Here is a 24103-nt window from a genome sequence, read left to right as displayed (position 1 = left end):
TCGCACACTGTAACTTCGATGGCAGGTGATTCGTCAGACTCCCCAGAGGGGATATTTCGATGTGCCCTCGAGCAGCATCGCAAGCTGCGTCGCACTGAGATGCACGACGCCGTCGCGGATCGGCGGCCAGGTGAAACGTCCTTGGTGCAACCACTTCGTTACCAGCACCATGCCGCTGCCGTCCCACGCCAGAAGCTTCACTCGGTCCATGCGCTTGCTGCGGAACACGAAGACGTCGCCGCAATACGGGCTCGCGCGCAGTGCTTCGCTCACCAGTGCCGACAGCGTGTGCACCGACTTGCGAAAGTCGACCGGCTGGGCCGCCAGCACCACCTTGAGGTCTGACCGTAGCGCAATCACCGGATCCCTCGAAGCGCCGACAGCACCGTCGCAAGCGTCGCCAGCTCCACGCCCGGCTCGACGCGGATGCGCGCCCCGTTCACCTCGATCTCGATCACTCCGCAGGCCTTGACCGGCGGCGCGGTGATCTCCAAAGGCCTCGTCTGTGCCGACGAAATACACCCGGACTCGTCAGCCGTTCCGCCGCCGCTCTCAGCACCAATTTGGATCGGCACGAAGTTCTGGGCTTTGCCGGCCACCGCCGCCGCTACCTGGCGTCTCCACACCGTGAGCAGTCCGCGGGAAACGCCATTGCGCCGCGCCACCTCGGAGATGTTCGCACCCTCCTCAAAGCTCTCCGCCGCGATCCGGGCCTTCTCCTCGTTCGTCCACCGTCGCCGCCGGCGCTCCCCAGTGATCACCTCGACGCGACGATAAGAGTCACCTTCCTGCCTGGCATCAAGCATGGCATTTGCCATCGTTCCACCTCCATCGATCCGCTCATACCAGGCTGTATCGCGCGCAAGCCGAGGGATGACTAGGTGGGGGCCTCATGCCGGTTACAAAGATTGGGAGGCCTCCGTCACCTCGGCTGAAGCATGGCTCCTTATTGCGTCAACTCGACAACTGGTCCGCCGCGTCGCCAGATCGGCCAACGTCAAGTCATGAATTTTGAGTCAGACTCTTAGGTCGCTGATGTGTTCAGACTTCGTCAATCAATGAATAGCTCGTGCTACGCCCGCCGGGCGCGTCTTTCACCAAAACGCCCCTGGCAACGAGATCATCGATGTCCCGCAGGGCTGTATCCTGCGATGATTTGGTAAGCTGTGCCCATTTCGAAGATGTGAGCTTGCCTTCAAAGCCCTCGAACAAACGCTCAATCATCGCCCGCTGTCGGTCGTTAAATTTCTGGTTCGCTTGCTTCTTCCAGAAGTGGGCTTTCCGTAGAACCGAGGCGAGGATGGTGTCGGCGCGATCAAAGGCCCGGTCAAGACAGTCCAGAAACCACTCCAGCCATACCGTGATGTCGAGATCGCCTTTCTGCGTGGCTTCGAGGAGATCGTAATAGGCGTTCCGCTCCTGCCGGATCTGCGCTGACATGCTGTAGAAGCGCTGTGAACTGTTCTCTGATCGCGCCAGCGCCATGTCGGAAATCGCGCGGGCGATACGACCATTGCCATCTTCGAGCGGATGGATGGTAACGAACCACAGATGCGCCACGGCAGCCTTGATAACTGGATCGATGTCCTGCGTACCGTTGAACCAGCCGATGAAGGCTTTCATCTCGTCAGGAAGCAAACCAGCTTTGGGAGCTTCATAGTGAACGCGCTCGCGTCCGATTGGCCCCGAGACAACCTGCATCGGCCCCGTATCCTCCGTGCGCCAGTTCCCGACGGCGATCTTCGTCATGCCGCTGCGGCCCGTCGGAAACAAGGCGGCATGCCAGCCAAAGAGACGGTCAGAGGTGAGGGGAGCCTCATATCTGCCGGTGGCGTCCAGCATCATCTCAACGATGCCCTCGACATTGCGCTCGACGGGCGTAAAGGCGCCGATATCGACACCCAGGCGGCGCGCAAGCGATGATCGCACCTGATCGCGGCTCAGAACCTCGCCCTCGATCTCGCTCGACTTGGTGACTTCCTCGGTAAGGGCCTCAAGATTGGCTTCGGTTCGCAGCCGAAAGCCGAGCTCTTCCATGCGACCGGTGAGACGACCCTGCCGGTTACGGACAGCTCCCAGCTTCTGGGCCAGCTTTGAGCTGTTCCAGGTAAATTTCGGCCAGTCTTTCAGTTCGTGGATATAAGTCGCCATTCACCGCACTCATGCGGAGAATATGCACCTTGTTCCTGACAACGCAATAACATTCTACGCATAAAATGCGGAGAATAAGGGTAATATTCTCCGCAATATCAATAAAATCAAAGACTTGCGCCTGAACCTAAAAGATGATCCTTGGCAAGTCATTGCTCCACAAACACTGAAATGGAACGATTTTATTCCACATTAGTGGATGGAGGTCTTATCAGGCAGTCTTAGGTTGAGTTGGGTCATTCCCGAGGCGCCGCAATAAATCCACGGGATTTTCATGAACGATGATACCTCGCGAGCGGGCTCGGGCTGTCCTGGACAAGCGTAATACCACCAAGCTTCGGCGTGGTCCAAGAGACTTTCCCTTCTCAGGGCTTATAATTGCGGACACTGCGGCTGTGTCTTCGTCGGTGAGCCCCACAAGGGGCGCTACATCTATTTTCACTGCACCGGCTACAAAGGTAAATGCAGCGAGTCCTATGTTCGCACGGAGGTCAATCGCCGCGAGATTCCCCGAACTGATGGGCCGGCTGCATTTTTCGGAGAAGGTCCATCAGTGGATCGTTGCGGGGCTTCATCAGCAGTCCGGCCTTGTCTTGAAGGGTAGGGGTGGGCCAAGCGTATGCGCTTTCTTAACTAAGCTCTCGCTCAATTGACGTTGCCTGAGGGCTGGGCGGGTATCGGAGAGTCTTGGGCATCAAAGTATTCTTCGATCTCACTAACCGCTCTCTGCTCCCATTCGTCGGCCTGCGTCAGCAATGAGACTCGCTGGAGTGGGCGGAATGCTGCGGCTTGACGGCACAGCGAAGCTATTGCGCGGTAGCGACGCACGTTTTCCAGAATTGCCGATCCTGTCATGTTTGATTTGCCCATTCAGCTTACAGCGCGAACATGAGGCGGATCGATTTTCGATTGGTTAGCGGCCGGCCCTGAAAGCATCCATGGTTGGCAAATCCTTGCGATTTCTGACCCCTCAACGCAGGACGTCTGATTTCCTAGCCGTTCAAGACAGTCCACGTGAGATAAAAGCGCGGTCTTCCTTGGCGGGAGTTCAGATGAAGCTCTCCGTGATGAAAAATACGGGCAGGGGTGGCGGACTGAGTTTGCCCATCGGCGACGAGCAAGGTCAGTACATCGCAAAATTCCCTTCGCCCAATCTTGTCGGATTGTCGGAAAACGAGTTCGCCGTTCTGGCGCTGTCCGAAATCCTCGGAATGGACGTGCCGGAACGCGAGCTTGTCGAAAATCCGATTTCGAAGGAATTCCCGAAGAATTCAACACATTGTCGACCGGCAAGTCTTGCTGGTGAAGCGATTTCGACCGTGGACCCAAAGGTACCCGAATTCACATCGAAGATTTCGCTCAGGATCTTTGGACGGCAGCCACTGGCCGCGACAATTACGACCCTGAGCTTAGCTCAGGTGTTTCCGCATGACTGACGCGGAAGCCGAGACGGCTTTCAAGGCTATCCGCGGGCCGATATCGTGGGCGGCGAAGGTAAGGTTGCTGAGGTGGACGGCGGCGGCTGAATACTTCTCAGCCTGATTGTGCAAGCGCTGTCGAGGCTGTACGCCTCCTGATGATTGATCCGGCGCATGTCGGAGCGTTCATGCAGGCCAACCAAGAGGCGGCTCGCTATTTCGGCAACGTGAAGCCCGCCAACCTCAAGAGGATCGCGTTGACCGCCGCGTTACCCGCAACCAGAACGGCAAGGGCAAGATCGCCATCCGCGAGCGCGGCGGCAATTCGGTCCCGCCCGTTCGGTTCCGAGAGGCAGGCCGCCGCTTTCATCAAGGCCGGGATCGCCAAAGGCACGGTCGTCAACGCCGACGAAGGGCGCCAGGCTGAGATCAATAGGCGTCGCGATGGTCCTCGATAGAGCGGAAGCTCACGTCCGGCTTCCGGCAAAAATCGCAATCAACCTCTTAAAATGTCTCGCTCCATGCGCAGCCGTTCGTTCTCCTTGCGCAGCAGAGCGCCATTTCTGCCGTCACTTTCGCAATGAAAGCAGGTGGTCGGGGATGTTGGTCGTGGAGACGATTGCGCCGAGAGGGAGTGCCGCGAGCAGCCGGAATGCCCGCCGAGGGCAGTCGCAGACCTCATCGTGACTGCGTGACCAGCTCGAGCTGGAGCGCGGCCAGAACGCTGATGTCGTGGCGGTGTTCGACGGCCTCGCCCGCAGCCTGCGCGGCCTGTACTAGGGCGGCCTCTTTGCGTTCGGTCATCAGTTTGTCGGCTTCGATTTGGGCCAGCTGCTTTTCACGCTCATCCGCGGGGAGCGCGGCGGTATCGTCACTGTTCGTCTCGATCAGTTCGTTCACCTTTTCGGTCAGAGTGTCACGAAGGGCCCAACAAAGCAGCCCAATCACATCGGGAACCTGCCCAGATGCAGTGCCCACAACCCGCGTGTTCGCATCGGGGACGACAGCAATCAGATTGTGTTTCTGGAGGGTGTAAGGCCATGCGATCTCGCTCGCGTTGTCATCAATCATGGCCGATATAGATGGCGCCCCACGTTCCGCCAGTCGTGCGATCAGCGCCGCGGCGTCTCGCTTCTTCGCCTCACTGGGAAATGGCGCACTGCGGATCTGGTGGGCGTGGGCTTCGAGCTCGCGGATGCGCAGGCGCAGACGCTCGAGTGCGTCAATGGTCCGCTCGCCTCGCTCTAGAATCTCCGACAGCGCGATTGGAGAGACGGAGGCAAGGCGCGCGGGCGACGGCAGGCCACCGGGAGCCAGAAAGGCCCGGCAGCGGGATGCCAGGATCCCGCAGTTCCGCATGCGGGCAGCAGCGGTCGCCTCTCGAGCGATGAGGCGACGCAACTTTTCGGTCAGCTCGCTGGCTTGCTTGTCGAGGTCACGGCCTTGCTTGTCCTCCTTGTCCGCGCCGGGACGATGGGCGCTGCGAGTCAATATCAGCTGTTGGCGGTGGCTCTCGACGCGATGAAGCTCGGCACGAGTTGCGCGCATCTGCTCCTCAACCGGCAACCACGTTGAACGCGCATCCGCTGCACGATCCACGATCGCCTCAAAACGATGCCGAGCGCCCTCATCGGGCAGCAGGTCGGCGGCGTCGTTATGCAAGGAACTCTGGAAACCTATGTGATCATTCACTTGTCGTCTCTCGCCGTTCCGTATCAGATGTCCCATTTTCGGGGCAATGACTCGCCGTGCATATTTCTATCCCGCTTTCTTCCTCCCGATTGTCATCGGTGTGACGTCGATTTACAGATCGAACCAACGTCAAGGAATTTGCGCTCGTTGAACACGATGACGTAATTGCGGTCGACTCTCGGGGGGAGGGTGCTCTCGCTATTGTCAAGCTCTGTCAATCAAACGACGCCAATTGACCGCCGCCGACGACGAAACGTGCTGCTGCCCGGCTTGGCAAGAAACACCTTGCGCTGGGGCCTGAAGCGAGTTGATCTCTGATGGATGTACAATCGGCTTGATCTCGACGAGGGCCCGATCTGGCGGCGGGCTCGGCGACTGTGGGTCCATGTTGCTATGGCCTAGGTGGAGGAGGCAGCCCCGGTTAGGAATCGGTTGGTCGTCACCTCCCGATGGCATCATTCCACACCAGTCGTTCAGCAAGCTCTTTGACCGACGAGGATAAGCGCGGCCTCGGGCTTGGCTGTCCTGCGGAGGTAACGGGATTAAGTCCAGGGGCAGCTTCATCGCGAATTCCTCACCGATGTAGTTTGAACAATGCAAGGCAAGCCAGCCACGGCTCGGTGACCAAGTTCTGGCCGCTGCTCAATGTGATGCATAGGCAATGACAGCCTGCGCCTAGTGCAGAGGTGGCCGGCTTCACCAGCGGGCACCATATACCTTCGTATCATTCCATGCCCCCTTTAGATGCCCGGCGTTTCCCTACGTTCAATTGAGCCGCCGATACGATGGTCTTATTTTCAGGATGCGCGGTAGCACCCCGCTATCGCTGCCCTCCTTGGGCGTTCCTCCCTAGACTTGGGTCGCTTGCGGCAACGTGGGCGACCCTTCTTTTGTAAGCGGTGAGAAGACGCCACCAGGCAGCGTGGTTCCAGCGCATGAGCGCGTCCCGCTGCCCTGCGAGCCATAAGCGATACGCTGAAGCGTTACAGCTAACCAAGCGATGGATCGACATTCTGCATCTTCGTTGTCCGCAGCAGTGTTGCGGGCTCGCCCAGGCTCGTCGCCGCCGAAGTCTATGTCGGACCTTTGTTTGGCTACGGCATTGAAGTTTGGCCCCAATGTCGTGCCGCTGGTGCTGCTCTTGGTGCAGCTGTTGGGGCAGAAGCTCGTTGACCGATGTGGCAACTGTGCCAGAGTCTGTTCCGTTCTGGCATCTCTGGTGGATGTGTCACTGGAGTCGGACCTTTCAAAAGTAAGCGGCAAGCTGAGCCCGTCAGTCGGCGCGGCTCAATGGCATGACTGCAGGCCAGCTCACAGCTCGTGGGCATTCACTTCGAGGTCACCGCCCAGTTGTTGAAATTGAAGTTCATTCCTCCTGGGGACGAGGTAATCTCGACACCATATTGGACGCTACCAACCTTTATGTCGCCAAAGTAGCCCTTCGACTTGATCCACTCCAGGGCACTCTTGATGTCCACCGTGCCGTTGTTGGTCTTCGAGGTGGGTAGCAGTGAGATGACCTTGTGACCGTTGAAGCCTTCAAACACGTTCCAGGTCGCTCCACCTATTTTGACATTGCTGTAGACCGGGATCGCGGCCCCCGAAGGGGCGTAATGATACGAGATTGGCTTGACGTTGCCGCCACCGTCGGGATTTCCGGTGTAGTTTGTCCAGAGCATGATCTCGTGCTCGTTTGAGGCGTCCCAAATATCATAGGCGGTGTCCCAAGCGCCGCCGCCAGGCACTTGCTGGTTGAAGCTCGAGGTCAAACTCTTGATGGAGCTGAGCGGCTTTCCGACGTTGAAAGTCTCGTGCGGATAGCTCTTGATGCCAGGAGTGTTCGGCTGGTTCGACCACACGTCCCACTGATTGGCGGCGCTCACTGAAATCGTCTGAGGCCCAGCGCCCGCCCCCCATACGTCGTTGTTCCAAGAGTGGATGCCGAGTGAAAAGCTCCCATATGGAGCGCTCGACTTCCAAATCGGAGCTTTCGCCGACCCTGGCGCGGCAGCAGATGGCCTGGCTTCATTCAAGATCTGCGTAAATCGGTCATGATCCGCCTGTGTTTGGATCTTTCCCGTTGGGGTCCCTGGCGACCCCGCAGCACTTATCCGATTGGTCTCCACAGCGTCTCCTATCTGTTTTGAGAACAAAGTCTCCCGCCATTGGCTGAACACGTACCCTAGGTTCTGGCCGGTTCAGTCGCAGGCGGCATCGATATCAAGAGGCTAGGCTCGAATGCTAGGAGGGTTGGCTTTCGAGAAGCTGACGAGCCTGAGACGAAAAAGTTAACTTCGTCCCGGTTTTTCGTCTCGGATGCCAGCCGCCGGACTGAGACAGAGAGAACGCTCCATTCGAGTGACCAGCCTCGTCCGAACATACTTGGAGCGAACGTCAAACAAGGAGTGGCAGCACGCATTTCATTTGCCGGAGCTTGCAAATTTGGTGGCTGCTTCCAATTTAAATAACCGGTCGACATCCTTATGGTTCTCAGTCTTCATTCGACCGAAAGGGATAATCGAGGCGGGGTAGCTACCGGCGCAAATGTAGCGGTAAGCCGAAGGTGGAAAGAGCGCGGCGCAGAAGCAACTTTCGAATCGGAATGCGATGCGAAGTCGTCGGGCTGCATGGGGAAAGTCTTGAGTTAGCCGCGCCTTTTCGGCAATCAGCCGAACTCGTTCGGAGAAAAGAGCAAGGAACGGGTAACCCGCGGCAATGCCTCCCCAGAAGCGCAATCTATCCGTTCCACTCTCGTAGTCGAGCTGGCTAATCATGATTGGCTCGCCGCCGGCGATCAGGCTGAGATAGCCGCTCGCGCCGAACGAAATGAACCCGCGGGGGGGCAAACAGATTGAACATATCGTCTTTAGAAGCGAGTGTTCGGCCGTGAACCCACGATACGTGACGCCGCAATTTTGGTGGGGCCAGGATCACACATCCGCTAAAAGCAGAAGCCCTGGCTCCGTTCATGCGCTCGATGATCTGGCGAAAATCTGGTGCCTCAAACAGATTATCGGTGTCGCTCCGGCGAAGGCCGCCTTGCAGGCTGTGATGGAGGGTGAAGACATTAGGCGTATGCTGTGCCGCGCGCTACTGTTGAAGGGCTTTGCATTGCCACAGTCGCTCTCGTCCGGTGCCAATGCGTTCGTGATCGACATTCACAGTAAGGTGCGGAGCGGGCAGTCCAGATCAAGCCCGCTGGCGTGCCACTCGCGCGGTTCTGCCATGACGCAAGCTCTGAGCAGTCGGCTTGTACGATTCGCCCTTAGTGTTCTCGACACTGCGCAATTCCGCGAGGCCTGAACGGGATAGCGATCATGTGCAACAACGAAAGAGATCCAGCCCTGCGTAGCGGCTTTGCTGAGCGGCAGACGTTGCCGCGCCGGCGAGCGCCACCTTGGGTCAAACCGTTCGCATGGCCACGAGATGTCGCTTGGTTCCAGCGCCACTGCATTGATCCGGTGCCGGAACGCTATCGGCGCACTCGATAGGGTCTACTGTCTACATGCTACTCTGCGGATTCGTGGCGATCAGCCCGGATCGCCGTATTTCTGCTCATTGGGAAATGTTTGACCGTCTGGCCGAGGGCGACGGCGGTCGCCGCCGGCGGGATGGTGTGCCAACGCGATCGCCGTGCCTGTGCGCCATGTTCGGCCGACAAGGACAGCCGCGAGGATCAGGTGGGCTGATCGGTGATATGCGTGATTGAGAAATAATTGTCCGGGTGATGCAGAACATCGTCGGCATTCACATGTGAGAGCGTGATCGAATTGCCCTCTCCGAGATCAACGACCGTGGTATCAGGGCCAGCCGCCTTGATGTGACTGGCAAGATCGGCAAGCGTATGAATGCCGGTGTGATTGATCCCGTCCTCAATATTCAGTTTATCTCCCACCGTGAAGTCCATCACGAAATCCTTGCCGTTCCCACTCGTGAACATGAAGTTGTCGTTGCCCTGATTGCCGAACAGAACATCGTTGCCCTGACCGCCGTACAGAAAATCGTCGCCTGCACCACCATGGATTGTGTCGGCTCCCTGATTTCCTTCCAGCTCATCATCGCCCCCACCGCCGGAGATCAAATCGTTCCCGCCTAGACCCTGAATAAAGTCGCTATCAGCAGTCCCAACGATGTGATCGTTGGTGTTCGTACCACGGAATGCCATGTCATATTCCTTCGTCGTGTTTGCCAGGGGAGCCGTCGCGGAAGTGATCAGGCTCGCGCTGATGGACATACACATCGGATCTGACGAAAACCTGACTTGGCCATGCCGTTGCAACACGTCATGCAATGGCGAGCCGTTGTGCAAGTGGTTTCGATAGCCTAGCGGCTCACACTTCTAATGCCGCATGAACAGATTAATACGCGAAATAGCGAGGTCGGTCCAGGCAGGTGTACAGGACAACACCGGTCCTATCCGGGTAAGCGGCGAAGGCTTGATCACGTAGACCGGCACTATTGGCAAACAGGCAAGTTCATGCTTGGGCGCTGTTCTCTCCACGTGGCAGACTGGACTTTTGCGAGGATGGTTTCTGTTGGCGGTCCAGCGCACCAAATCATTCTAGCGGCAGCACCGGAAGTGCCGCAATTCCAGACCATCAAAGATCGAGAAGTTCTGGTGCTTTGATTGTCCGTTTTTGTAATGCCGTTCGCCATGCGGCGCACGCTTCCATGAGTCGCACCTAGCAGTGAGGGGGCGCGTCAGCTTCTCGACAGCTAAATCGGCTAGACGGGAAACGTGGAAGTATTTTGTCCCTGCAAAGCGACGTCAAACTGACGGATTGGGATGGTCCGACCTGAAGACAAAACCGTTGGATGGTCCAGACGTCTCGCGGACGCACTACGCTATGCACCCGGGAGCATTCGAGCTTCGAGCAGCGCCTGATAGATTGCAACCGCACGTGGCGAGAATGCCGCGCCGTCAGACCGCAGACACGCCTTGCTCGATCGCGCGCGGCCATGATTATGAAAGTAGCCTCCGAGAACGAATTCCAGGTGCGTCCGCTCGGCATTATATCTCGGCGGCTGCATTTACGAGAGCGCGCACCTTCCCGGAAACAGCACGTTTGCTGCTACCCTAACTCCGCCCGACCAGCGGGAGTGGGTTTAACTTTCGACCATACCGATGCAAACCGGCCGAAACTCCACAGCGCGATGGTGCAGCTGAAGAGAATTGGCAGAAAGAGAACACAAGCATTCGTAACTTGCCGCGATGTTCTCTGCTCAATCGCGTCCTGCGCGATCAGATCTGAGCACCAGCCGGGTGTTCCCGCAATTATAGCGTAGGGACAGTTTGCGTATTTGGCGGTAAGGCTGTCAAGGGAGAATGAAATGGATCCATCTAACAATATCAACCCATCCGCCGCTCGCACGTGCTTCGTCGAGCCGCAGCACGAAGAGGCAGGGCAAGCAGACTTTCAGCAGCAACTTGGACAGATTGAGCCAATTCACCAAACAGCAGCTCCACTGGAGGCTGGATCATCCGGGATTGTGACGGACGGCAATAAGCGAGCGCGGGCTATCCAAGGTAGCGAAAGGTGCGCGGCCGAATCCTTTGTCAGAACGCGCGCTCAACTAGCCGCAACGCTGACCTGTGCAAACGTCGGGGCGCTCGGACGGGAGATCGAACTGGCTGCGCAACAAGCGGCGAAGTGGCCAACTACGACTGGGCCGTCAGCCGGCAGTGTCGATCGCAGCCGCATTTTCGATGACAGGGTGGCATCGTCGTATGCGCAGCTGCAACGTTTTCAAGACGACGCCGCCCATTGCAAGCCGCATGCGTTGGAGCATCAGAGCGCGACGGACCATTTGCGTTTCATGGCGTCTTTGCGTTACGAGCACGCCCCTTGGAACATTTGGGGAGGGCAACGACTTGATCTGGGTCGCACGGCGGCAGGGCACATGAGGGGAGACACAAATTTTTCGCCCTTTGTGTCACTGTCCGAGGACGCTTCGCGACTGCTGCTTTCGCCGGACGATGCCAACGAGTATGGCGCGAAAGCGATCGCGGAAAATGCGAACGAGTTGCACACCTACACGGTGCCGAGGGCCGCTACCTGGACGTCCGAACAGATCGTCGAGATACTTGAGGACGGGACTGAGAATGATGAACCCGATCTGGCATGGGTGAGCGATACGCCAATCGAGGAGCGCGAGGTACTGTTCCTGGGCGGCAATCTGGATGACTATCGGACCGCTAGCGAACCGAATCCATACAAGAAGCCGGAGACGGAAGGATGAGTGGGGAGGATCCGGCAGGAACATTTGTCCTGCCGATCTCGAAAGAGATGATGTCGGCCTGGTCCTTGGCGCGCGGGGGGGCGCGTCTGCACGATGTAATAGTCGGCCTGGCCCGGAGCTCGTGGTGAACGACTTCTCGGCGTGACGCGATAGTCGTCGCCGTCGCGCGAGGCTTTCGACACATTGTACCATCAGTGCCCGCCGGTGGCGTGTTCGCTGGTGGAGTTAGTCCCGAGTAGGCCGCCATTGCTCTCGGCGGATAGCGGTTCGGCGATCGGGCTCGGCCCCGGCATCACATCTACACCTGTGGGCCATCCAGTTCGAGGCAAGAGACACAGAACACGTACCCTCTTGTTATGGGCTCCGATCGGCCGGATGCACTAGTTCCAGCCCGAAGTTGGTGGGAAAAAGAGTGAATTCGCGACTACACCTAAGGCTGCCAACAGTAGTTTGGACGCGCCGGCGGCCTGCTGTATCCGCTCGTGACGATCGATCAACGTTTCTGTCCTTCGCCCACGCACCGAGGCCCGGCGGGCGATAAGCTTCCGCGTCAAGCCAATCGAATAATGAGCCGTCGATCATCTCGTTGATGCGCGATGTTGTCGCCGCTGTTCCTTTCTCCGGCGCAGCGCTCTCGGAGCGAAAGGGCTAAAGCTTCCACGAGTAACGGTCTCAACTGGACGAAGGGTTCTCGCTCATCGCCCCGGCGTTCGACGTTCCCGGCCAGGCCATCGTTGATGGCGAAGTAGCGGTCGTCCATGAGGGGCGGACTAATTGCAGCGATTTGCAGGCCGTAGCTCGCCCGGGGCAGCCAAGATCGTTTACTCTACTCCGACTTCGGCCTCCTGTGGCTGCACGCCTAGGACTTGCGGAAGACGCGCAGATCGAGCGCAAGGCCATGTTGCAGGGGCTCTTCGACACCTGCCAGCTCGAACCGCCGGTTTCTTTTCAGTGAGATGTCGAGGGGTGATGGACAGAAGCTGTTCGAACACGCGGCGAAGTTCAATAAGCGGGCATTATCTCGAAGAAGATGGACGCGCCGTACCGCTCCGACCGCAAGGAAGCCTGGCTGACGGCGAAGGCCGTCCGGCGAGGCGAGTTTCCGGTTATCGGGTTTATCAAAGGCCCCACGAGTGTCGTCGCGCCAAATCTCGGAAAACAGGAGGGCAATGAACTGGTCCACATGGGCAAAGTCGCGCCCGGTTGAAATCAGACGACGTCAAGCAAGATTCGCAAGGCGCTGGACAGTGTAATTAGTTCAAAAAGTAAATTGAGTAAGCCGCTCAAGAAACCCAAAGCGACCTGGGTTGAGCTTGTTGTTACAGGCGGAATCGAATGCCGCGGACATGACCTCCGAAGTCTTCTTCGCGCGAGTTCGCTCAAAGGATTATCGCGGTCGTAACCTAGGTTGTGGAAACGATCATCATAACTTCATACGCTCATCGCAAAGGTGAGCCTTCAACGCTCCCGAGAAAATACGGAGCACCTTATGAAGAAAACCAGAAATAGAGCGAAGCAAACCACATCGCTGCAGGACCGGCTCAATGCGTTTGCCGACGATATCTTCCACAAGGCAGCGCGGCTTCCGCCAGGCGTCGAGCGCGACCAGCTGCTGAAGCGTGCGCGGAGGGCGGAGATCGCAGCTGACATCGATCAATGGGTATCGTCTTCAGGTTTGCAGTCGCCAACATAGGGCTTGGAGTCTTCTCCTCCTCCAAGTTCTGTAAGGGCCCTCGTATCCGGCGGGGGCCCTTCGTTTGGGAACGATCCGCGGTGTCTTAGGACCATGAGTGCACACGTCCTTGTAGAAAATGCTGGCGGTTGGGCACTTCGCACTGGCCGGCGTCGACATCTGTCTGCCTCCATGTGTATCAGATGGCAGATCTGAAAATCGACCCGATCGACCGGAGGATCAACAAAAGCGCAGATGCTCTGCTGGATAAGCTCCATGCGAAGCTGAGCGGTGGCCTTGTCAGCGAACCAGGTTGAGCGGGTGGCATATCGCGCGTGACGCGCTCACGTATATCTAGAGTGGGCTCTGCCTCGAAAGAACGGGTTACTCTGCCTGAAGATGCTGGGGTATCTGCGGCATCCTCCGGCAGAGCGAACCGGGAGAAAGCATGCTCCCTGACGCAACACGTGGCCTTGGTCGCATGTCCCCCGAAGTGAAGCCGAGATCTGACGGCCCACTCGTCGCAACGACGCCGATTCAAACGGCGTCGATGACACGGCACGAAGCCTAGCCTTCATCCGGTCTGAATTTGCTGAAAAAGCGCTTGCGCAATCGATGATCTCTCGGCGGCACATGAAGTTGCCACGAATGGTCCATGAGTGGAAAGAAACAAGACGGGCCCGAGTCGCAAAGCGAACAAAGCGGACCCAACGAATACGAATCGCGGACTGTTACCGTGGCACGAAGAATGCAGGCCCCCGAAATGCACAGGGCGCCCTCTCGTGGGCACGGCCACGATCGCAAGTTGAGGCGATGGCTGGCTACTGAAGTTGGTGATCCCTGGAACTTAGGCGGGAGAGGGAGCCTGCTGGTGTAGCTCCCGGCGGGCCCGTATCACGCCGCCGAAGAGCCAATAGCGGGGCGCGCTAGGAAGGACATGAAGGGCCTCGGCAAATGAACGCAGAGAATAACTTCGCGGCGCGGCTCATTGACGCCGGACGCCTCGCAGCAATAGCACGTACATGCGGCCTGAAAGCTGACGTCTCATATTACGTCAACGAGGCGCTCAAGGAGCTTTGGCGAACCAGGTCTTCTGAAGAGGCAAAAAAGATTGCAGCGCGGTGGGTCTTGTGGGACGCAGATGGAAGGCCATGGCCGCGCATGCCCCCGCTGGAAAACGTGGTCTCGTTCCACCGCACCGCTGCGGCACCGGTCGTGAATTCGCCGGCGACGCCATTACAGCTAATCCGGGATTGGTTCGAAAAGCAGGATGAAGAGATACGACGCGAAATCGCTGGCATGGCGATGCTTTTGGTCTTGGAATTTCGCGGTCCTCCCGAAAATGGCAGCCGAGAGCGGTGTGGGTATCTCCGGCGGTGGCTGAGCCAAGCGGGACTACCAAACCATACGGTCATTGGCCGCGCTTTGACGTTCCGCACGTGTTTCGAGTATTTCGCGGAGAGTAGGTTCACCGAGTCGGGTTGGACGCGGTCCGAAAGGGCCGCTTTTAAGATTCTTGAAGATGCCAAGCGAGACCCGAACTCCGAAACTGCGCACCTGGCTCCGATTGCCAAAAAAATGCTTGATGCCTTGCCCGCTCGAAAAAGCCGCTGGATCGAGGTGCGGAAGTCCTGGAAACAACTTGCCGGTACCAGCCTCACACCGCGAGCCCTCAGGATTTGGAGCGCCTTGCACATGGAGAGGGGGAGGAGGGACTCCAGTCGGGAAGTGTAGCGGTACAGCCGAACGATTTTAGCGAGGCACCAAGGGCGGTCCGTGGGTAGGCGGAAGTTTATCAATCGAGAAGTACGATTTCGGTATTACTCCTGCGGTCAATCTCGCGCATGGCGCGTTCCGGTCGGATTTACCCAAGATGAATCGGGCGTATCTCATTGGTTGGACGCGGCGCTAAGGAATCGGCTACACGCTAGACACGTGGAGACGCGTCGCACAACCAATGCTTCACGACTTGATAAACGTAAGGCAATAGGGTGCAGAAATGTCCTGTGAAGGTCTGCCCGGCGGTAAGACACCTAACCGAAATCACGGTCAGCAGTGGTGCGCCACGGACGACCGCGTACGTCAAATCGCCGCGCAGGCCGCCGCCAGCTGCACCGGCGAAGTTTGCTGATCACTGAAAGAAAGCGCTCGGGAAACGAAAAGAGAAGGCTACGCTGCTGAGTTGCCCGGAAATCGAGATTTCTTTCCCTGTCGGAACGTCAATCATACCTATATCTTCAATCTCAATCAAAGTCGGAGGCCAAGCGGGTCTTAGGAAGACAAATATGTCTGGCAACTCCTTGGCTCACAGAACGACATGGCTACGATCCGACTTAGTCGGAGGCCAAGCGGTCTTAGGAAGACAAATATGTCTGGCAACTCCTTGGCTCACAGAACGACATGGCTACGATCCGACTTTTCCTGGCCGCCCGCGCTTAGCCTCTCGAGTTCCGCGATCAGACGCAAGCGGACTGTCGCCGCAAAAGGATTCTCCGTCTGAATCTCAGCAAACGTCTCGGGGTTGCCGCACAACATGCGCCCGACTCCCGCCAGGAGAAGGTGATAGGGAGGCGGACCGACCTCTAACGGAAATTCAGTGTTCTCGTCGCGAAGGATGCTTGCAAGCGACAGGAGCAGCGCATGCGCAGCCAGCTGACGCTGCGCAAGAAGTCGGTCGTGAGCTTCAGCATCGAGCGCGACAAGGCTTGCATTCGTGCGTCGTAAAAGCTGCAGAAAGACTTCGAGCCGCGGCCCTGATCGATACGCGATCACCGCAACCGGACGATTTGCCCAACCGAGCTCCGGGCTAAACAGGGGATTGAGGCCAAGATATTCCACCTCGCGAGGTAAGTTGGCCGCCCAGGAGGCCGGTCTCGTCTTGACCGAAAGCGTCTCGATCAACAATGCGCCGCCTTTGAGCCGCCGACAGGCGGATCCGAACGCGGCTCCTGCTACCGTGAACGGCAAAGAAAGAACGACAATATCGGACTCCGCAATAGCGGATTCGGCCTCCAGCGTCAGGTGGATCGCATCGCTCACGATCAGGTTCTGATCTATTCCAGCCACCGGCCTGTGATCCACGAAGCGTACTCGTCCGCCAGACGCTGTGAGAAGTTCGGCTAGCTTTAACCCGACGCGTCCGGCGCCAATGATCGTTGCTTGTGAACCTTGTGTCATCTGTCCCCGCCTAATCGTTATTAGAGTGGTTGCGTTGCGTCACCGGTCTCGCGCGCTCAGCCATCAATTTTGGACCACGCGCTCACTCGCAAGATCAATCACAATGCATGCCACATCTGAATTGCAGCCCAGGCGGACAGCCACCGCCTTGTGGGAACAGAAAGCAATAAATCCGGAATTGGCGTGGATTAGGATAATCAGAGCCGCTCACCATCTCTACGCCGTTGGTGTGCAGGCCGTGTAAAGGTGGTGGGCCGCCTCACCGAGTGTCGCACGCCAATTGAAGACGCGCCCTCGCACCTGCCGCTCAAGTGCATGTGGTCACAAGGTGTGATCTCTTGCGGAACGCTCATTCTTCATCGCGTGAACTCGCAAGGCCTAGGCCTTTTTTGCGTCTTATAAATGTCATCTTGCGTTGGCCTGTGAGGTGAGCTGCGGCTGGTTGGTCAGCGCTCAGCTCAGGACAACGAAGCGGCGATGATGCTCGCGGCAAAGAGACGAGGCTAATGACAAAGCATTTTCGCGAATGGACGCTGATGTCCATCGTTGCCACCATGGTTGTCTGCCCCAGCGCAAAAGCGCAAGATCGCCGCATTGTCGCAGAGCCCGTTGCACCTCATACGGTCTGCGACCGCCCGGTGCCGTCTGGCAGCAACGATACGGCTCGGCTACAGGATGCCATCGACCATTGCCCCGCCGGTGCTGCGGTCTATCTCGGACGTGGCGAGTTCCGGTCGCATCCACTCGAGATGAAATCAGGTGTAACCTTATGGATTGGACGCGGTGCAACGCTTTTGGCTATCCCGGAACCAGTTGCGTACGACAAGGGCCGCGGACAATGCGGCCGCATCGCAGGTAAGGGCGACGGTTGCCGGCCGTTCATCAGCTTCTCCAAAACGCGCGGCGGCGGCATTTATGGCGACGGCATCATCGATGGCCAGGGCGGTGCGCCGATGGTCGGCAGCGCCGAGACCTGGTGGCAGCTGGCCCGCCGCGCGCAAGCCGAGGGCGGTAGTCAGAACGCTCCGCGTTTGATTCAGATCGATCATGCGCAGGACATCACGCTTTCTGGTGTCACCTTGCGCAATGCACCCAATTTCCATGTCGCGATGAACCGGGTCGAAGGTGCCACTGTCTGGGGTCTGACGATCGATACACCGGCCGATGCCCGCAATACCGACGGCATCGACCCAGGCGCCAGCCAGGATGTGACCATCATCCACAGCTTCATCCGCACTGGAGATGATAACGTAGCGATCAAAGCCGGCGATAATGGTTCAACTCGCCATATCTCCATCACCGATAATTATTTCGGGTGGGGACATGGGATGTCGATCGGCAGCGAGGTGAACTCCGGCGCCAGCGACATACTCGTGAGCAACCTGACCTTGGACGGCACGACGTCTGGCCTGCGCATCAAGAGCGATGTCAGCCGAGGCGGCCTGGTCGAACGCGTGACTTATGAGAATGTTTGTCTGCGTGGCAACCGATGGCCGGTCGCGTTCGATACAAAGTACGATCCCCATGCCCAAGGCAGTAGGATTCCAGTCTATCGCCAGATCGTTCTGCGCCATGTGCGCGGCGACAATGGTGCGCTGCTGATGCGCGGGGTTGACGAGGGCCATGCGCTTGACGTGACGCTAGAGGATGTTCGATTTGCCGATTCCGCGACTTGGCAGCTCGAACATGCGAATGTGACAGCCGATCATTCTGACGTGTCTCCGCCGCTACCCGGGCAAGTGAGGAAACCGGTGCCACGCGATTGGGAGGGGTGCGCCAGGGCATTCCGCGACGGTAACCAGTAAGCACAACAACTCGGTGCCGAACCTTCAGACCGGTCGCGTCTGCCTGATACGGTTTTGATTCGCTGGCCTTGCGAATGGGGACAGGCGTTACCGCGATCGGACGTTCGCCTATGGGCGCGTAAGTTCCGGTTCGGTAGGAAACGTTGTTTGACACTAGGCTGCCAGGTCGCGGGGGCACATTCCACCGATTGCATCAAGCGTGCAGCGAACCCGATAACAGGTGAGATCACATGCGGATTTTCGCGCTATTCGCTGCGGTTCTGGCCGGATGTTTCGGCATCTCGGCAGCCCGTGCTCAACCCCTTTTGGTCTCGCATGCCGAGAGGGCAGCTTATCACTCCCTGCAGGCCGCCATCGACGCATTACCGGCCCAAGGTGGGGATATTCAGATCGCGCCGGGCATCTATCGCGAGAAGGTCAAAGTCTTCAAATCCGGTGTTCATATCAAAGGCTCCGGCAGGATGCCGGATGATACAGTCATTGTGTACGGCGACGGCGCGATCAACGTCGGAGGAACCATCCGTTCTGCTACGCTGGACGCCTCAGGCGATGACTTCCGGCTCGACAACCTGACGATCCAAAACGATTACGCGCTCAATTCGGCAAATCCAGCTTCGCAGGCCGTCGCACTGTCCGTTACCGGAGACAGAGACATTATCAGCCGCGTCCGCCTGCTCGGCGCCCAGGACACATTGTTCGCCGGTAAGGGGCAGAACGGCCGAATGTCGCGACAATACTTCTCGGATTGCTATATCGAGGGACACGTCGATTTCATATTCGGCAATGCCAAGGCCTATTTCCGACACTGTGAGTTGCACGGTATCGCCAATCAGGCGGTCGTCTATACCGCGCAGAGCAAGGCAGCGCCGGACGAGGACAGTGCCTATGTGTTCGAGCATTGCATACTGACTGCCGACTCCGCCGCGCGGGATGTTGCGCTTGGCCGACCCTGGCGCCCCTATGCAACGGTGGTGTTCCTATCGACGAAGTTGGATGCACCGGTGGTCGCGGAAGGCTGGCGCGAATGGGCGCCGGGCAAGACCAATTCGCTGAGGACGGCCTACTATGCTGAATACAAATCCACCGGTGTCGGGGCCAATCCCGCAGGTCGCGAGCCTTATTCTCACCAATTGACCGATGGCGAAGCCGCGAAATGGTCGCTGAAAACGTTCTTCGCAGGTGCCACAAATTGGCTATCCGCTGGACCTTCCAGATCGGAATAGAGGAACGCTTACGGGCTGTCTTCTCATCTTTAAGCGGCTCTCGGGTCAATAGCGGGGACGAGATCGTCCTTGCGCTGGGGCGTCCCGTCGACAGCAACTGAAATTGGGGCAGGGCCCGGCCGTCGCGCCACGCCGGCTTCTTGCTGCCCCTTCAGAGGAGATCATCGCAAGCGCCATTGCCCGCTGTGAATTCTTCTCGTCAGCTTTTCGAAAGCTAGGTCCCATAAAAATCCAAAATCTGACCTCGCTTCACAGCTGCCGCTTAGCGGCCGTGCAAGCGTGTGGATTGCGCAGGGCCAATACATCACAAGGAGAGCAGGATGGATCCAGTCGACCCATTCTTCGATTCAGGCGCTTGGATGGAGGCCTACGCCGCCCGACAGGGGCGAGCGGGGCAGCAAGGGGGCAGCGCAAGCCAGCAAGGCGATTTTGAGCGGCGGATGGAAGATTTGCAGCTCGATTCGCCTGATGAGAGTTCCGCAAAGTCGAGTTCGCCGGACCAGACTCCCGCAGGAGCGGGAGGGGCAGTTCGACGGGACGAGCTCGGCGGTTCGATGCGGGTGCCGCCACGCTCGGATTTTAGGGACAGCGCGCGGGGCGATGCGCGGCGGAGCGTAGACATTCCCCGCTTTCAGCTTGATGCTCCGGCCCAAGTGCCGCAGTCCAGTTTGCGCGATGATCTATTCAGCAGCGCGCGCTACAGCTTGCCGGACGCGGAGCCTGGGGTTCAGGCCAGGAGCGGTAAAAGCCGCGGACTGTGGTCGCGCTTCAAGTCGGGGGTCGGCAAGGCCTTTGGAGGGAGTAGCAAGTCCTCGCGGGAGACCGCGCAGTCGGATGCTTCCTCGACGAGTTTTCGCGTCGATTACGCCAGACAGCCGGGCCGGACGCGCGGGGTCGATCCGGAAGACGAGGCGCTCATCAAAGAGTTTAGACAAAGAGCAGTCCGCAACCGCACCGACGGCACCGCAGCCGGCAACCTCACCGACGGCACCATCAGAAATGCGGCAGCCGACCTGCGCATTTTGAGCGCGCGCCTGAATGACAACGATAGGCCCTCAATTGCGGATCGCATTCGCCTCGAGATGGAAAATGCGCAACTGGAAGATCCGGAGGTGGAAAACCACCAGCTCGAAGCTGAGCTCGACCAAGATGTCGACACCTATGCAGCGGACCGCGCAAGGCGTATCAAAGCTGCCTTGAAAAAGCTTCGTGAGGTCGGCGCCGGAAACACCTTGTCAGCCGATCTCCGTCGCCTGGCTCCCCATTCCGCGGACGCGACCCTCATCGGCATGTGGGCCGCGGCGGAAAAGGCGACACGCAGGGTTGAGCCGAAGACGATCGACAGGCAGGCTCGCCGAATGTCGAGGCTGAGTGAATGGCTGCAAAAGCACGATAAGCAGGCCATCGCCGGCCGGCTCTTCACCTCCGGGCTCGACCAGGATGTCGCGGAGTATAGGCAAGAAACCGAAGACGGCAAAATCAAAGCTGATTTGCTCAGGCTTGGCCGCTACCAGCAAATCCTTGAGGCGAACAGGGCCCTCGGCTTGCACCCTGCCGAGGATGCGGGGCAGCCCGTCGCCGAAGGCGCCCGACAGGCGCACTCGCCGCAGGAGGTCCCGGCAACGCCAGCCACGCCGAGTGCGGGAGCGTGGGATTGGCTTGGTGAGCAGATCCACGGACCCACCTCATCACTGGCAGTGCCGCACCACGGTTGGCAGGCCAGCTCGTCGCAGCAGCTTCCCGCAACATCGGCCAGCCCGAGCGCCGGGGCTTGGGATCGGTCCAGCGAGCAGATTCTCCAACCCGCCGCACCTGTGCAAGCGCCCTATTGGCTCCCGCAACCCAATCTGCCGCACGGGCTTCCTGCGACTCCAGCCAGCCTAAGCCAAGGGGCCTGGGATTGGCTCGGGCAACAGATGCAGGAACCCGCCTCACCATCGTCGGTGAGGCCTCGGTCATCAAACATCTACAGCGGTCTGGATCCCTTGGTTGATTTGGATCCGTCCACACCGCACGACTTGCACGACGATGCACGCTCTGCGCCCGCACCTGAATTTCGCAGAGCGCCGTCATTCGCTGGACCGTCCGGGGGCGCCCAGGAACTGCGGGATATTGGGGCCGTCGTTGGCTCGGATTGGCGTCACGGCTCCCAAGCGGCCTCGGACGTGTTGGTTGACGTCCTCGGCAACATCAATCTGCTGCCAAACCAGTTCGGGCCAAGTCAGTTTATGATCAACGGTGAGCGCTACTCGGCCACATTCGGACCAGGAGGGCGCACGGATGTCCGCCTGATCCATCATCCGCGCCCGAGCTACCTTGATGAAGCTGGGCCATCCCAGCCGCTTCATCATCCACCGCAGATCGTCCAAGCCGAGCAACCCCGTGAGGGCCTACGGGACCTTGGGTATCTGATCCGCGGCGGATGGGAGCACCGCGAGCGGTTCCTTCCGCCTTACCTTGTCCGCGTCCTGCAGGGGGAACGCATCATGCCGCAGGCTGGGCGTCCAACCTATTTCCAGATCCGCGGTGTGCCCTACAGGGGCGAGTTGGATGAAAGCGAGGGGCGCAGCGCGTTCGCATCTATCCTGAACGTGGCTGAAGAGCGCAGGCGGACGGCAATCTCAGGCGCTCGGCGGGGCAGCTCGCGCGAGGCGTTCTACAGCCCGGCCCTTGACAGCCGATGTATCCATTCGAAGTACTGAGATGGGCACGCCTGAGCGGTCTAGCCTCCTGTTTGTTGGCGCAGCTTGAACGCGGCCTTCTCTATCCCTCAGGCTTTCACAAATCTTCCGCCGATCATCTTGCCTTAGAAGCCGTTGCTCAGTAAGCGCAACTGTTCGAACCACTTCGACCGCCCACAGCCCGGAGTGCGGACGACGCGAGCGTCTGGTGGATGTAGGAACGCTCGCCAACAAACGTCGGTTTGCTGACGCTGGCTAATCGTGATGGCAAGGTCGAATACTTTCGGAAGGAGGCCCTGCTGCGCAACCTACATATATTTAGGCCTTCATGCTCGAGTTGGGTATTGCCGCTGTTCAAAATTCTCGTAGTGCGTTGCAAACACTCTTTCCGGACGGGACACCCAGCAAGGTGACTGCTCGGTCTGGCAGCCGATCGAAGTGAGGTAGCACCACTTTAAATCGGTAAACCGTCGTATAGCTCGTTCCCGCTTTCTTTATAACGATCGCCCACATCCATATAATTGAACATTGGCGCGCAGCCAGCTATCGGAGCGTAGAGTTGCGATGGCAATTGCCTCCACGATCATCGGTCGGATCGATTTCCATGGAGCAAAAGCTGCAGCAGTTGCTTTTCATACTAAGTGGTTGGCCGCCGGATCCCGATGTTCGGCTGCTCAGCCTATCTCTTTCTTGGACCAGGCATCCCGTGCTCCGGTATAACGCGGCATCTCATGAAACTTGGCTTTAAGAACAGTCGTCATGATGTGGTGTCTTCTCGGGCGCCGCCAGGCCACGGCCGACCTTCGCACGCCTGGTTCACCAGCACCCGATATTCCAGCTGACCTGAACGGCTAGCTTCAAAGCAGCGTTCCGGAGAGTGGCCCTGTGACATCCGGCAGGGATGTCTTTGATGTCGGCTCGGAACTCCAAATTGATGCGCATGATGGACCGACGTATAGCGCGACAATCTGGCTGGGAAGCACTTCCATCCTGATTGCCGCGCGGCACCGACGACCTGATGATGCAGCTTCCGGCCAGTACTTGGTCGCGGCAGCTACCCAACGTCAGACGGATCTCCAGCTCGTTGGATTAAGGGATGTCGAGATGATGCGAAATGTAACTGGGTCGACTTTGCCTGGTACGCCAGAGGAAAACGATCGCGATCTAGCTTTGGATTTCGACAAAGCAGTGCTCATCATTTTGGTGATCGTCGGTCACTTGATCCAATATCTCCTCTACCGAGATGAAGGATTCTGGGATTCGCCATTCTTCAAATGGATCTACATGTTCGACATGCCTCTCTTCATGGCGATAAGCGGATATCTTTCTTGCCGAGCGCTGTTGCGAAAGTCGTTGATGCAAGCCGTCGGTGATCGGGCGATGCAGCTCTTGGTGTCCATGCTGTTTTGGTGCGCTCTCCTGGAGACAGCAAAGTTAGCCGTGCTTCCCCGCGCCCCTGACGCATCAGGCAACATTTTACAGCTTCTAAACGATGTCGCCGGCACATACTGGTTCATCTGGGCCGCGCTCGTTTGTTTTCTTTTCGTCAAAATTCTTTCGATCTTCAATCGTTGGTCGCCCTGGATCCTATTCTTATCGGTCATCCAGGTCGCACTTGCACCTCTGACATTCTCCATATTTCCTCTCATAAAGTACACTTACCCGTTCTTCTGCTTGGGATTCTCATTTGCGCAGTCAAGAGACTGGTGGACGAGCATAACGGGCGCTTACAAGCCGCTCTTGATCATGTCTGCCTCAATAGCCGCACTGGTGTGCTTTCTGGCCTGGCGCAAAGACTCCTACGTCTACAACAATCTCGCCCTGGTCAAAGATATGCAGTCGGCAAAAGACGTGCTTCTGATGCTTTTTGGCTCAGCAGCGGCCTCAGCGATCATGAGTGAGCTCTTCCGGCAATGCTGGAGAGTTGGCCGCTCCAATCGAGTGGTCCGCTTTATCGCCGTGGAAATGTGAGCGTCATCCGGTGACCACGCCCTGAGGGCTGATCTGGTCGGCTAGGAAGACCTCGTGGATTGGTTTTTCACGA

General features: G+C 58.3%; 17 protein-coding genes and 3 pseudogenes. 9 read left to right on the top strand and 11 right to left on the bottom strand.

Going from position 1 to position 24103, the window contains the following annotated elements:
* Nucleotides 1–33: 33 nt before the first annotated feature.
* Together tnpB and QJT82_RS42285 are read right to left on the bottom strand one after the other, a co-directional pair.
* Nucleotides 34–360 carry an IS66 family insertion sequence element accessory protein TnpB gene (gene tnpB / locus QJT82_RS42290; RefSeq protein WP_028344344.1) on the bottom strand — a complete coding sequence of 109 codons (327 nt, stop codon included), beginning with the start codon at nt 358–360 and terminating at the stop codon, nt 34–36.
* Nucleotides 357–818, bottom strand: coding sequence for a transposase (locus tag QJT82_RS42285; RefSeq protein WP_063607131.1), 462 nt, complete (start codon nt 816–818; stop codon nt 357–359). The genes tnpB and QJT82_RS42285 overlap by 4 nt, the downstream gene beginning before the upstream one ends.
* Nucleotides 819–903: 85 nt before the next feature.
* On the opposite strand from QJT82_RS42285, the pseudogene QJT82_RS42280 reads away from it, so the two are divergent.
* A pseudogene (locus QJT82_RS42280) lies at nt 904–1008 on the top strand (IS5/IS1182 family transposase); the annotation flags it as partial.
* A 33-nt stretch (nt 1009–1041) separates the two neighbouring features.
* Here QJT82_RS42280 and QJT82_RS42275 read toward each other — a convergent pair.
* Complete coding sequence (locus tag QJT82_RS42275) at nt 1042–2151, bottom strand: Fic family protein (protein ID WP_016840785.1); 1110 nt, start codon at nt 2149–2151, stop codon at nt 1042–1044.
* A gap of 645 nt (nt 2152–2796) precedes the next feature.
* A complete protein-coding gene (locus QJT82_RS42270) occupies nt 2797–3006 on the bottom strand; it encodes a hypothetical protein (RefSeq protein WP_075969274.1) in 210 nt (69 codons plus the stop codon).
* Between the two features lie 143 nt (nt 3007–3149).
* Here QJT82_RS42270 and QJT82_RS42265 point away from each other — a divergent pair.
* Together QJT82_RS42265 and QJT82_RS42260 are read left to right on the top strand one after the other, a co-directional pair.
* Nucleotides 3150–3454: pseudogene (locus tag QJT82_RS42265) on the top strand (HipA domain-containing protein); the annotation flags it as partial.
* A 303-nt stretch (nt 3455–3757) separates the two neighbouring features.
* Nucleotides 3758–4027 carry a hypothetical protein gene (locus QJT82_RS42260; RefSeq protein WP_145972842.1) on the top strand — a complete coding sequence of 90 codons (270 nt, stop codon included), beginning with the start codon at nt 3758–3760 and terminating at the stop codon, nt 4025–4027.
* A 220-nt stretch (nt 4028–4247) separates the two neighbouring features.
* Here the strand turns inward: QJT82_RS42260 and QJT82_RS42255 are convergent, their stop codons facing one another.
* The 4 genes from QJT82_RS42255 to QJT82_RS42240 all read right to left on the bottom strand — a co-directional run bounded on the left by QJT82_RS42255 (nt 4248) and on the right by QJT82_RS42240 (nt 9426).
* Entirely contained in the window at nt 4248–5261 is a 1014-nt protein-coding gene (locus tag QJT82_RS42255; RefSeq protein ID WP_075968327.1) for a hypothetical protein, read from the bottom strand.
* A gap of 1328 nt (nt 5262–6589) precedes the next feature.
* A complete protein-coding gene (locus tag QJT82_RS42250; protein ID WP_028344339.1) occupies nt 6590–7387 on the bottom strand; it encodes a glycosyl hydrolase in 798 nt (265 codons plus the stop codon).
* Between the two features lie 294 nt (nt 7388–7681).
* Nucleotides 7682–8035: a hypothetical protein gene (locus QJT82_RS42245; protein WP_155258791.1), complete on the bottom strand. Its 354-nt coding sequence runs from the start codon at nt 8033–8035 to the stop codon at nt 7682–7684.
* 902 nt (nt 8036–8937) lie between these two features.
* Nucleotides 8938–9426 carry a hemolysin-type calcium-binding protein gene (locus QJT82_RS42240; protein WP_038373421.1) on the bottom strand — a complete coding sequence of 163 codons (489 nt, stop codon included), beginning with the start codon at nt 9424–9426 and terminating at the stop codon, nt 8938–8940.
* A gap of 1166 nt (nt 9427–10592) precedes the next feature.
* Here QJT82_RS42240 and QJT82_RS42235 point away from each other — a divergent pair.
* Nucleotides 10593–11501 carry a hypothetical protein gene (locus QJT82_RS42235; protein WP_028344337.1) on the top strand — a complete coding sequence of 303 codons (909 nt, stop codon included), beginning with the start codon at nt 10593–10595 and terminating at the stop codon, nt 11499–11501.
* Nucleotides 11502–12360: 859 nt separating this feature from the next.
* On the opposite strand, the gene QJT82_RS42230 is transcribed toward QJT82_RS42235, so the two are convergent.
* Both QJT82_RS42230 and QJT82_RS42225 read right to left on the bottom strand, forming a co-directional pair.
* Nucleotides 12361–12684: a hypothetical protein gene (locus QJT82_RS42230; RefSeq protein WP_155258790.1), complete on the bottom strand. Its 324-nt coding sequence runs from the start codon at nt 12682–12684 to the stop codon at nt 12361–12363.
* 240 nt (nt 12685–12924) lie between these two features.
* Entirely contained in the window at nt 12925–13158 is a 234-nt protein-coding gene (locus QJT82_RS42225) for a hypothetical protein (RefSeq protein WP_155258794.1), read from the bottom strand.
* A gap of 969 nt (nt 13159–14127) precedes the next feature.
* On the opposite strand from QJT82_RS42225, the gene QJT82_RS42220 reads away from it, so the two are divergent.
* Nucleotides 14128–14907, top strand: coding sequence for a hypothetical protein (locus tag QJT82_RS42220; RefSeq protein ID WP_051003350.1), 780 nt, complete (start codon nt 14128–14130; stop codon nt 14905–14907).
* Nucleotides 14908–15561: 654 nt separating this feature from the next.
* On the opposite strand, the gene QJT82_RS42215 is transcribed toward QJT82_RS42220, so the two are convergent.
* Nucleotides 15562–16350: an NAD(P)-binding domain-containing protein gene (locus QJT82_RS42215; RefSeq protein WP_281446702.1), complete on the bottom strand. Its 789-nt coding sequence runs from the start codon at nt 16348–16350 to the stop codon at nt 15562–15564.
* A 506-nt stretch (nt 16351–16856) separates the two neighbouring features.
* On the opposite strand from QJT82_RS42215, the gene QJT82_RS42210 reads away from it, so the two are divergent.
* From QJT82_RS42210 to nolL, 4 genes and pseudogenes are all read left to right on the top strand, one after another.
* Nucleotides 16857–18155, top strand: a complete 1299-nt coding sequence (locus QJT82_RS42210) for a glycosyl hydrolase family 28 protein (RefSeq protein WP_028344361.1) — start codon at nt 16857–16859, stop codon at nt 18153–18155.
* A gap of 230 nt (nt 18156–18385) precedes the next feature.
* The gene (locus tag QJT82_RS42205; RefSeq protein ID WP_051003352.1) at nt 18386–19378 is read left to right on the top strand and encodes a pectinesterase family protein; all 993 of its coding nucleotides are present in this window, start codon (nt 18386–18388) and stop codon (nt 19376–19378) included.
* A 440-nt stretch (nt 19379–19818) separates the two neighbouring features.
* Nucleotides 19819–22080 carry a hypothetical protein gene (locus QJT82_RS42200; RefSeq protein WP_244436065.1) on the top strand — a complete coding sequence of 754 codons (2262 nt, stop codon included), beginning with the start codon at nt 19819–19821 and terminating at the stop codon, nt 22078–22080.
* A 1083-nt stretch (nt 22081–23163) separates the two neighbouring features.
* Nucleotides 23164–24024: pseudogene (nolL, locus tag QJT82_RS42195) on the top strand (nodulation factor fucose acetyltransferase NolL); the annotation flags it as partial.
* Nucleotides 24025–24103: the final 79 nt, after the last annotated feature.

It is taken from the genome of Bradyrhizobium sp. Mp19 (assembly GCF_029952935.1).
Taxonomy (GTDB): domain Bacteria; phylum Pseudomonadota; class Alphaproteobacteria; order Rhizobiales; family Xanthobacteraceae; genus Bradyrhizobium; species Bradyrhizobium elkanii.
The sequence above is the reverse complement of the archived record's forward strand: the minus strand, read 5'-3'. Positions and strand labels throughout refer to the sequence as shown.

What these genes read in the sequence shown, in the direction of transcription:
- QJT82_RS42200 (WP_244436065.1), top strand. Translation starts at nt 19,819, where the DNA reads ATGGAAGATTTGCAGCTCGATTCGCCTGATGAGAGTTCCGCAAAGTCG.
- QJT82_RS42215 (WP_281446702.1), bottom strand. Translation starts at nt 16,350, where the DNA reads ATGACACAAGGTTCACAAGCAACGATCATTGGCGCCGGACGCGTCGGG.
- QJT82_RS42205 (WP_051003352.1), top strand. Translation starts at nt 18,386, where the DNA reads ATGCGGATTTTCGCGCTATTCGCTGCGGTTCTGGCCGGATGTTTCGGC.
- QJT82_RS42260 (WP_145972842.1), top strand. Translation starts at nt 3,758, where the DNA reads ATGCAGGCCAACCAAGAGGCGGCTCGCTATTTCGGCAACGTGAAGCCC.
- QJT82_RS42210 (WP_028344361.1), top strand. Translation starts at nt 16,857, where the DNA reads ATGACAAAGCATTTTCGCGAATGGACGCTGATGTCCATCGTTGCCACC.
- QJT82_RS42240 (WP_038373421.1), bottom strand. Translation starts at nt 9,426, where the DNA reads ATGGCATTCCGTGGTACGAACACCAACGATCACATCGTTGGGACTGCT.
- QJT82_RS42245 (WP_155258791.1), bottom strand. Translation starts at nt 8,035, where the DNA reads ATGATTAGCCAGCTCGACTACGAGAGTGGAACGGATAGATTGCGCTTC.
- QJT82_RS42285 (WP_063607131.1), bottom strand. Translation starts at nt 818, where the DNA reads ATGGCAAATGCCATGCTTGATGCCAGGCAGGAAGGTGACTCTTATCGT.
- QJT82_RS42275 (WP_016840785.1), bottom strand. Translation starts at nt 2,151, where the DNA reads ATGGCGACTTATATCCACGAACTGAAAGACTGGCCGAAATTTACCTGG.
- QJT82_RS42270 (WP_075969274.1), bottom strand. Translation starts at nt 3,006, where the DNA reads ATGACAGGATCGGCAATTCTGGAAAACGTGCGTCGCTACCGCGCAATA.
- QJT82_RS42235 (WP_028344337.1), top strand. Translation starts at nt 10,593, where the DNA reads ATGGATCCATCTAACAATATCAACCCATCCGCCGCTCGCACGTGCTTC.
- QJT82_RS42220 (WP_051003350.1), top strand. Translation starts at nt 14,128, where the DNA reads ATGAACGCAGAGAATAACTTCGCGGCGCGGCTCATTGACGCCGGACGC.